The sequence below is a fragment of the Novosphingobium sp. PhB57 genome (assembly GCF_004342985.1).
Lineage (GTDB): Bacteria > Pseudomonadota > Alphaproteobacteria > Sphingomonadales > Sphingomonadaceae > Novosphingobium.
Genome location: NZ_SMBO01000029.1, coordinates 1 through 9,261, shown reverse-complemented (window position 1 = coordinate 9,261; position 9,261 = coordinate 1). Strand labels below are relative to the sequence as shown.

Genomic DNA, 9,261 nt, shown 5'->3' with positions numbered 1-9,261 from the left:
AACAGATACCGATGACACCACCCCGTTGGCGCTAAACCTAATCAAAATCCGGCGCTCAAACGGTCCGAAACTGACTTTTTCCGCGGCGTGTTAAGGCTTCGGGATACGCGGGACGCCAGGATCGACCGACCATGGATGCCCTCGCATCCGGAAACGCCTCTCGAACCCACGCCGTTAAGGTGCCACGACCGGGATAACCCAAGGCTCTCATCGTCGATGCAATGCAGCGATCGTGAGTGCGGTAGTGCTCCAACGCCGCCTGCTTGTCAGCCTCGGAATACTTCGGCGATCGAGGCGCGCAGCGCTCTCGCAAATCCTGCAGCTGCTCGTACTCTCGGCACCAGCCTTTAAGCGCATTCTTGGTAGGATTACCCAGCTGGCGAATGGTGGCCCTAATCCGCTTGCCGAGCTTGAGATACAACTCAACCGCCCGGATCCTGTCTGCGTAGGAATACATGAACTACCTCCATGGTGGTCCAAGATTTCGTCCGCATCCCCCCCGGGGTCACTTCTCAGTGGTAATCAACAGGCAAGAGGGCCATAAAGCCGGCATTAGCCGAAAATGCTAAATATCGCTCGAAATCGACGCCATCCTGCAATCGCAGCGACAACGATGATGCTGCCGAGAAAAGCCGCGCGCGTTACATAGACCGCAAGCGCCCTAGTCTCTTCTGGAGCTTCGATCATAACTGGTACAGGGTAAACCACCGCAAGCAGAAGCCATGCAGCAGTTAAAATTGCAGAACCGGAGCGCATGAGGCGCAGTCTGCGGTGGTCCTGATATTCTGGAAGCAAAACGACAGACAGAATATTGCAGATGCCATGTTCGTGATCACGTCTGCAAAGTCTTGCACTGTGGATTCACCTCCTGGCTCGGGACCTACAGGCATTTGGTATACTCCGCAATCTGACCGTACGATCTGATTTACGGGAAACGGCACCAAGTGACGGTCAATCTCTCGGAACCTGACTTTCGCCTCCCGGCCCTTTTGAGCAACGAAGATGCGAAAGCGGACGGGCGGCAGATGGGATCGGAAAATCGGGGGCTGAGTGTCCGTAAAGGGTCGACAGCAGAAAATGGCAATCATACGCCAATTGAAGAGCTTCGAAGAATCGGTGCCAGGTCACGAAAAGCATTGATGACACGCTGGATGGTGACGACCTTCCTATCTACATTATACGCTATTATTAAACGACGCTCGAATGTCAGCGTTCGCAGGCCTACCACTAAGTCATCACGGGGCGACCCGCGCTGCGGGAAATCGCCCAACGCTGCGATGCGGTTTTCAATTCTGGTAAGATAGCCGTCTGCCGTGGGAATATCAGCTTCCACGCTCACCCATTGGTGAAGTGCAATCAAATCCTCGATCGCCAATGCCGACAGCTGCACATCATAGGTCATGCTTTGGCGATCGAGGCCCTAACCTGCGCAAATGCCCGGTCGAGCGGCATCGGGGGACGGGGGTCAGCTAGGGCTTCCGCAACGCGGACGCGCACTAATTCATCCAAAACTGCCTCTTCGCGATCCAGCGCGCGTAAACCCGCTCGCATCACTTCGCTCATAGAAGCATATCGGCCAGACGCCAGATGGCGCTCGGCGTGCGATGACATTTCGCCAAGCGTTACCGTTATTGCCTTCGCAGCCATACCGCCCTCCGTTCAAATATGATTTTATCATATCGCATCTTGTGTGCGGATGCTAGTGCCCGGTTAGCGGTAATGCGCCGGAAGTGGGTCCAGGAATGGGAAAGCGGACCAGCCGCAGATAGGAGTGAAAAATCAGCGGCTGAACGGCGAATAAGGGTCGGTTTTGCCGCGCGCCAAACGCCGCGATGTGGGACAAAGCGGTCGTTCGCGACGGTGACGTTGATTGGCCGCTCTTGCGCGAGGCGGACAGAGGCTCTCTGACAACGCCCTGCACTGCGAAAGCGACGTGAAGATCTATAGACGCGCGCGAACAACTTTCGCACGGTAGCGCGTCACCGCGCATTTCTGTTAAGAATGGTTGCATGCTTTCTGTCCACGCACTTGATCATATCGTTCTCAACGTCAGCGACGTTCAAGTGTCCGCCAACTGGTATGAGAGGGTTCTGGGAATGACCCGCTCTGAGATACTGGCTCCTTCTGGCGAAACGCGGGTAAGTATGATGTTTGGCGTCCAGAAAATGAACCTGCGGCCGATCGCAATCACCCAGGAGACTTGGTTCACCGGTCGCGCTCCGTGCCCCGGAAGCGACGATCTCTGCTTTTTGACGGATACCGCTCCAGATGATGTAACCAAGCATCTGATCCATTGCGAAGTTGCGATCGAATTGGGCCCCGTGGCAAAAAGCGGCGCGCTTGGCCCAATTCGATCGGTGTACGTTCGTGACCCGGACGGCAATCTCGTCGAGATATCTTCCTACGCCTGACGACGATCCCGAATAGTGATAGTCATCCCTATTTCGGTAGCCCGCCACCTCCATTTACGGCGTCCGTGTGGCGATCCTGCAAATGACCTTACCCGATGAAGGGCATTCGGCATGCTAGTCCAACAGAATGTTCATTGCGGCAAGAGCATGCGGTACAAGCCCTTGATTGAACGCGGTATAGAGCCGTTGAAGTTTATCCCACCGATCCATATCAGCTGTCACGCTCGGCACGATCGCGAGTTGGGAAGCCTGTAATCAGCAGGGATCATCCGTCGCTTTGTACCTCGAAGCTCAGGCTGACGCTTTCTCCAGCTCATCCACCACCCGCCGATAGCGTTCGAGCTTTTCCGAAATAAACTCCTCGATCTCCCGCAGCGCCGCCTGCTTCTCGTGTATAGCGACGAGCCGATCTTGCAGGAAAGCGACAGTCTCCTCCGGGGTGAGCCTGGCCGAACCATGCGCCTTCAACAGCGGGCCGATCTCCTTTAGCGAGAAGCCCAGTCGCTGCGCTTGGCGGATCTGCTCGATGACCTCCAGCACCGCGGGATCGTAGTCGCGGTAGAACCGGCTTCCGGCCTGTCGGGGGCTGGAGGCAATTAAACCCATCTCCTCATAATGCCGGATTCCGTCCTTCGACATACCGGCGATCCGGGCGACTTCATTGATCAGCATAGATTTCCCTTGACTGTAGGGTTACCCAACAGACTATCTGATGCGTCGCTTGTCGTAAACCGGAGTGACGCCTTCATGCCTACATCCACCAAACCCGTGGCCCTCGTGACGGGCGCATCTTCCGGCATGGGAAAAGATATTGCCCGCCGGCTGCTCAGTGCCGGCTACGACGTCTATGCCGCTGCACGCCGTGTCGACCGGATGGCCGATCTCGATAGGGCGGGCGCACATGTTCTCGCACTCGATGTCACGATAGAACTGTCCATTCTGAAGGTCCTCGAACGGATCGAACAGACCAGCGGGCGAATCGACGTACTGGTGAACGCCGCCGGCTATGGTCAATATGGCGCGCTGGAGGATGTGCCGATGGAAGAGGCCCGACGCCAGATGGAGACGAACCTTTTTGGCCTCGCGCGCGTCGTCCAGCTATGCCTGCCCCTGATGCGTGCGCGGGGGGCAGGCCGGATTCTCAACATTTCGTCGATTGGTGGCAAGTTCGCACTGCCGCTCGGCGGTTGGTATCACGCCTCCAAATTTGCGTTGGAGGGCTATTCGGATGCCCTACGCAATGAAGTCCGTCAGTTCGGGATCGATGTCGTCGTGATCGAGCCCGGCGGGATTGCATCCGAGTGGGAAGCCATCGCTTCCGACGCTGCAAAGCGAGTGTCAGGCCATGGCGCCTACTCCGAGATGGTTGCCAAGTTTAGCAAGATGCAGGGTCGCAAGGCACCGTCGCCTAGCGTCGTTTCCGACATGGTGATGAAGGCGCTCGGCGCACGCCGACCGGCCACCCGCTATAGTGGTGGCTTGGCAGCACGACCATTACTCTTTCTGCGGCGGCACCTCTCGGATCGAATGTTCGATCGATTGGTCATGCTCGCTTTTCGGTGAGATCGAGTGACGGGTTTCGTCCAAAGTGGTCGTTTGTCGAAGGTCCAACAAACGGCGTATAATGGTCGGTTCCGCCGCAAGCCGGCCTGCCGCCAGAACGGGCGCTCAGGCCCCGTGGCCGCGGCATCGTTAGGAGAAATGCCGCAAAAGGATCTACAGAATGGCGTATGCATTACACAGCCACGGCTAGCCGTCCTCTGTCGGGGATATCCAATCTTCCTGACCATGCCGGACGCGCAGAATGATGACCTCACCCTCATCCCCCACATCATAAATGACCAGGTGGGCCTTGTAGGGATGCACGCGGGCAGGAGGCGAGATTTCCTCTCGCAAGCGCGCGGCATGGGGATAATCAGCGAGAAACGCGAAAATCGCGCTCGGCCCTTCGTGATAGGCTTCGGCCTGCTGCAAGCCAAACTGCCCTATGCCTTCGAGAGAGATGGCTGTCAGATCGTCGGCTGCGGCGCGTGTTAAGCCAAAACGTGGCACGGTCAGGTTTGCAAGCCATCTTGGCTGATCGCTCGCGCCCGGATGTCGGCCATCGTTTCGTCACTCAGACCGCTGGCTCGCGCTTCATCGACAAGGCGCTCCATGGCGGCGACCTTGTCGGCGCGTTCCTGGTCACGGCGGATGAGATCGCGAACATAGTCGCTGGCATTGCTATACCGACCAGTGTCAGCTTGCGCTTCCACCCATTGCTTCAACGGATCGGGCAGTGAGATATTCATTGTAGCCATGGCAACCTCCAAGGCAAGGAAAGCAGCAAAGATTGGCAAAGATTGGCAAAGTTTGTCAATTGATGCTCAGCCATGGTCTGCCCCTCCCGAACAGAGGCCTTTCTGCAGCCGACGCCTTCTACAACCCCTTAGCAATACTTGCGCCAAGTCTTACAAATTTCCCCCGGAGGGATGCAGTCGTTCTTCAGAATGGCCAATTTTGGCCAATTGGAGAATGATCATGGAAATGACTGAAACCGTGAATGCTTCCCCCAAGCGCCCTGTCTGGAATGCAGGGGGCACTTTCGGTGCGAAGCGGGCCCTGAAGCCCAGGCAAATTTGGGAGATCCGCTTTTACGGGGACAGCGAGACCAAAGGTCTTCATAAGGCCGCGGATCTGATTGGATAGCTCAACCATGATCTGTACCAATCGCGTGCGGGTTGCGACCAGCGCGCGCGTCAACGAGCCCGCGTTACGCCCAAGCAATTTGGGGCGAACTTAGGTAAGAAATCCGCTCATCTCTTGGCGGGAAGAGCGACGATCGCGCGCACCTCCGACACGAGACGAGTAAGTTCGTAGGGCTTGCTTACAAAACGACCGCCATCCGGAATCTCTTTGCTTGATAAAACAACGTGGCCCGAGGTCACCAACAACCGCACGTCGGGCCAGTGCGCGTGCACGAACGCTGCCAGCTCCAGTCCGTCCATCCTTCCAGGCATTCTGATGTCGGTGAATACGAGTTCGACGTGGTCGGCGGCTTCCATGATCGCTATGGCCTCATCGGCATTCTGCGCTTCAAGAACGTGAAAACCGGCTTCCGTCAGGATATCGGCGCTTATCATTCGGATCAGCGCCTCATCCTCAACAACCAGGATCGTGGGGCCGTTTGTTTCGCTCAAGTGCGCTTCCTTATCGTCCTGAAAGACGTAGCGGCCGGGCGCGGACATAGTTCCACTTCGGTCGCCCTCCCCGTGCGTGCGAGCTACCTTCTCTACCGCGGTTATTGTTCCGGAAGAATTGCGCGTTCCCAAGCGCGCCTCATACTTCAAGCATCTGCCGCACCTTTGTCGCCAGAGCACCCATGGCGAACGGTTTCGTGATCATCTCCATTCCCGGCTCGAGAAAGCCGGAAGCAAGAGCGGCATTCTCGGCATATCCTGTCATGAACAGCACCTTCAGCCCGGGCCGCAGGACGCGTCCGGCATCGGCCACCTGCCTGCCATTTATGCCGGGCAACCCGATATCGGTTACGAGCAGATCAACGCGCCGCGCGGACTGTAGGATTTCGAAGCCACCGGGCCCATCGATAGCTTCAAGCGTTGCATAGCCCAGTTCATGCAGTTCCTCGATGATCAAGCTGCGGACCACATCATCATCCTCTACTACCAGCACCGCCTCGCCGGATTCGCTTGCCGGTATGTCGCTGGGCAAAACCGAAAGGTCGCACTCTTCATCACCATCTTCACCGCGATACCGTGGGAGATATAACTCGAATCTCGTTCCCTTGCCGATTTCGCTGTGGACCTGCGTATGACCTTTGGATTGCTGCGCGAAGCCATAGATCATCGAAAGGCCGAGGCCAGTCCCCTGTCCGATCGGCTTGGTCGTGAAGAACGGTTCGAATGCCTTCGCGATCGTATCCGCACTCATTCCAGTGCCGGTATCGGTCACGCTGACGCAGATGTATTCCCCGGAAGCGCCGCCCGGGCCACTCGCTTCCTGGGCGTCGCGCTGCCGGTTGGCCGTTTCAACCGTAAGCCTGCCGCCATGGGGCATGGCATCGCGGGCGTTGATCACAAGATTGAGTACCGCGTTTTCCAGCTGGTTAGGATCGCAGCGCGTACGCGACAGACCCTCTGCCAGATCAAGCACCAGGTCGACGCTCTCGCCGATCGTGCGGCGAACCAGATCTTCCATCGACTTAAGCAGCGCATTCACATTTACTGGCCGCGGGTCAAGAGGTTGCCGCCGCGAGAATGCCAGAAGGCGATGGGTAAGCGCAGCCGCCCGGTTTGCTGCAGTCGTCGCTCCACTCACGAAGCGGTCCAGTCCGGCGAACCTTCCTTGTGCGATCCGCTTTTGGATAATCTCCAGGCTGCCAGTGATCCCTTGAAGAAGATTGTTGAAATCGTGAGCGATCCCGCCGGTCAACTGACCGACCGCTTCCATTTTCTGCGATTGACGAAGCTGCTCCTCGACCAGCCGCTGTTTTGTCGTTTCGACGCCGACACCAGTGCGGCGCACCGGCTCGCCCGCGTGGTCGAAATACGTATGTCCTCGCGAGAGCACCCAGTGGACCGACCCGTCGCGGTGAACGATCCGATATTCGAGTTCCAGATCTCCAGCGTTGACAAGACCGCCCGCCATCGTGGCGCGAAGCGCAGCCTGGTCGTCTGGATGGACGTGGGCGAGGAAGTCGGCTCGCTTGATGCCGTTTGCACCTTTCACCGGATCGATGTCGTACAGCCGCGAGATGTTGTCGTCGCAGATGAAGCAATCGGTAGCAGCATCGAACGTCCAAACCCCGACACCCCCAACCGCGGACAGGGCCAAGCGCGCGAAATCCATCGAATCCCGCAGCTCGCGGGTCCGCTCCTCCACGCGGTGTTCGAGCTGTTCGTTCAACGATCGCAACATGGCGATAGCCCGATCGCGCTCCGCCTCTATCGCGCGCCGCTCATCCACATTGATTAGCACGCCCGGAAAGCTGCGCGGCGTGCCATCAGGGTCATGGTCCACCCGTCCATTCGCTTCAATCCAGTAGTAGCAGCCATCCGCACGGCGAACGCGGTACTGGTGCGCATAGGCGCCTCCGCGCTCGATGACGTCCTCGATCGCCGCAACAAGGCCATCGCGATCATCGGGATGAACCGTGGCAATCACCTGCTCCAGCGGGATCCCAGTCCTGCCGAGCGCCGGATCCAGGCCGAAACTTTGGGCAAATGCTGGATCAACGGCGAAGCTGTCATTTGGAATATCCCAGACCCACGTACCGATGATTGCCCCGGCGCTGAGGGCAAGCCGAACCCTTTCCGCGTTGGCCCGATCACTATGCTGCGCGGCAATCAAGGCGGTGGTCTCAGAGGCGACGTCAAGAAAGCCGACGATCCGGCCTCTCTCTCGCAGCGGGCTGTACGAAAAGGTCCAATAGGTGTCCTCCACGAAGCCGTTTCGCGTCATGACCAAGTGCATATTTTCCAGATGCACAGTTTCGCCCGACATCGCCCTTTCGATCAATGGCTCGATGTCCTTCCAGACGTCAAACCACACCTGTTCAATGGGCCGACCAAGCGCGCTGGGATGGCGTTCGCCCAGGAACGGTATGTAGGCTTCGTTGTAGACGAACGTCCGCTCGGGTCCCCAAACCGCACACATCCCGAACCCACTGGACATTATGATGTCGTAAGTCGTGCGAAGCTCCGGCGACCACCCTGCCATTGGGCCCAATGGGGTTGTTTCCCACGCGAACTCTTCCAAATCCAAAGACACCATTGCCCCCACACCGCCGCTCCAATCTTGCCGGCAATGCCTAGAACGCAAAGCTGAGGAAATGGTAGCTCGAAATACTCACATTCTTTCGCATTTGCGACATCGCATCGCAGGACCGGCGCGACCCGCCGCCCCATCCCCACCGCTCCTTGTCGGAGGCCGACCTAGCGCGAAGCAACGCTCGCGCACTTCGGACCTGCAAAAACATCATACCAGCATCTCTCTGAGGCCACGACGATCACCTCAGGCTCGGTCAGTGGTATGAAATGCTTCGAGAAATCGGCAATCACACGGCGGGCTGTGAAGAAAAGCTGCGCTCGCGGCGCATGGGCGGCATTTGCCTCAGCGCGCAGGGCAGCCGGAATGCTGCATCAGCAAGCCCGCCGGATATGACCGTCACCCTTCCCAGCCGAACCCGTTTGAGGTTCGGTCGCTGTCAGGCGATAGAGCGGCGTTCCCCCAGGAAGGCGCCTGATTCTTGTGTTAGGTCGTAAACTCATAAAACGAGATGGGCTGTTGCGGACGGCGCGGGCGGCGAGCTAGCTTGGCCCAATGACGACTGACCTTCTTATTGATGGCATGCTTTCGGATACGGGCGTGCGTGATGCGGTCGCGGGCGGATATGTCGCGCCCGATGCTATAGGCCTGTCTGCACAACTGGCTGCCGATATAGCTGCTTGGCAGCGAAAGTATGAGGAGGCCCATTTTGCAGGGTTTCCCGACAACGACGTGGCCTTATTGGACGACGAAGGCCCTACGCTCTCATCGCGCGTGCGCGGTGAACTTAGCGATAGAAGGATCGGCTACTTCTCGAACGGACGTATGGAGCGGCTGACCTAAGCCAGGTTCGAAATGATTGAGGTTTTGAGGCTGACGTGATCCAGCGTCTCCATTGAGATGGAGGCTCGATGACACGGCGGCGATACGAACTTACCGATAGGGAATGGGCGATCATCGGGCCACTTCTGCCGAACAAACCGCGCGGGGGGTTGTGTAACCACAGGTCTGGAAATTCATTCGGGTCGGGACGGTTAAGCCGGTGCCGGGGCATGCCCCGGCACCGGCTGCCCATCTTCAGCAT

Annotated in this window: 10 protein-coding genes and 2 pseudogenes; 4 read left to right on the top strand and 8 right to left on the bottom strand. The window is 58.0% G+C overall.

Going from position 1 to position 9,261, the window contains the following annotated elements; all coding sequences use genetic code 11:
• Positions 1-115 precede the first annotated feature (115 nt).
• The 3 genes and pseudogenes from EDF58_RS25490 to EDF58_RS25480 form a co-directional block, all read right to left on the bottom strand.
• Positions 116-457, bottom strand: a pseudogene (locus EDF58_RS25490) (transposase); the annotation flags it as partial.
• A gap of 627 nt (positions 458-1,084) precedes the next feature.
• On the bottom strand, positions 1,085-1,402 hold the full coding sequence (locus tag EDF58_RS25485) for a type II toxin-antitoxin system RelE/ParE family toxin (RefSeq protein WP_132270575.1): 318 nt from the start codon (positions 1,400-1,402) through the stop codon (positions 1,085-1,087).
• The gene (locus EDF58_RS25480; protein WP_132270574.1) at positions 1,399-1,647 is read right to left on the bottom strand and encodes a type II toxin-antitoxin system ParD family antitoxin; all 249 of its coding nucleotides are present in this window, start codon (positions 1,645-1,647) and stop codon (positions 1,399-1,401) included. Before EDF58_RS25480 ends, EDF58_RS25485 begins: the two co-directional genes overlap by 4 nt.
• Positions 1,648-2,009: 362 nt before the next feature.
• Here EDF58_RS25480 and EDF58_RS25475 point away from each other — a divergent pair, with 362 nt between their 5' ends.
• Positions 2,010-2,411 (top strand): VOC family protein, encoded by a 402-nt coding sequence (locus EDF58_RS25475; RefSeq protein WP_132270572.1) that lies wholly within the window; start codon positions 2,010-2,012, stop codon positions 2,409-2,411.
• 291 nt (positions 2,412-2,702) lie between these two features.
• On the opposite strand, the gene EDF58_RS25470 is transcribed toward EDF58_RS25475, so the two are convergent.
• Entirely contained in the window at positions 2,703-3,083 is a 381-nt protein-coding gene (locus tag EDF58_RS25470; RefSeq protein ID WP_132270571.1) for a MerR family transcriptional regulator, read from the bottom strand.
• Between the two features lie 75 nt (positions 3,084-3,158).
• Here EDF58_RS25470 and EDF58_RS25465 point away from each other — a divergent pair, with 75 nt between their 5' ends.
• Positions 3,159-3,974: an oxidoreductase gene (locus EDF58_RS25465; protein WP_132270569.1), complete on the top strand. Its 816-nt coding sequence runs from the start codon at positions 3,159-3,161 to the stop codon at positions 3,972-3,974.
• Between the two features lie 186 nt (positions 3,975-4,160).
• Here the strand turns inward: EDF58_RS25465 and EDF58_RS25460 are convergent, their stop codons facing one another.
• From EDF58_RS25460 to EDF58_RS25440, 4 genes are all read right to left on the bottom strand, one after another.
• Positions 4,161-4,463, bottom strand: a complete 303-nt coding sequence (locus EDF58_RS25460) for a type II toxin-antitoxin system RelE/ParE family toxin (protein ID WP_132270567.1) — start codon at positions 4,461-4,463, stop codon at positions 4,161-4,163.
• 2 nt (positions 4,464-4,465) lie between these two features.
• Positions 4,466-4,711, bottom strand: coding sequence for a type II toxin-antitoxin system ParD family antitoxin (locus tag EDF58_RS25455; RefSeq protein WP_132270577.1), 246 nt, complete (start codon positions 4,709-4,711; stop codon positions 4,466-4,468).
• A 495-nt stretch (positions 4,712-5,206) separates the two neighbouring features.
• Complete coding sequence (locus EDF58_RS25445) at positions 5,207-5,590, bottom strand: response regulator (RefSeq protein WP_243654516.1); 384 nt, start codon at positions 5,588-5,590, stop codon at positions 5,207-5,209.
• 139 nt (positions 5,591-5,729) lie between these two features.
• Entirely contained in the window at positions 5,730-8,084 is a 2,355-nt protein-coding gene (locus tag EDF58_RS25440; protein ID WP_243654515.1) for a PAS domain-containing hybrid sensor histidine kinase/response regulator, read from the bottom strand.
• Between the two features lie 648 nt (positions 8,085-8,732).
• On the opposite strand from EDF58_RS25440, the gene EDF58_RS25435 reads away from it, so the two are divergent.
• Positions 8,733-9,020: a hypothetical protein gene (locus EDF58_RS25435; protein ID WP_132270561.1), complete on the top strand. Its 288-nt coding sequence runs from the start codon at positions 8,733-8,735 to the stop codon at positions 9,018-9,020.
• A gap of 68 nt (positions 9,021-9,088) precedes the next feature.
• A pseudogene (locus EDF58_RS25430) lies at positions 9,089-9,166 on the top strand (IS5/IS1182 family transposase); the annotation flags it as partial.
• Positions 9,167-9,261 lie beyond the last annotated feature (95 nt).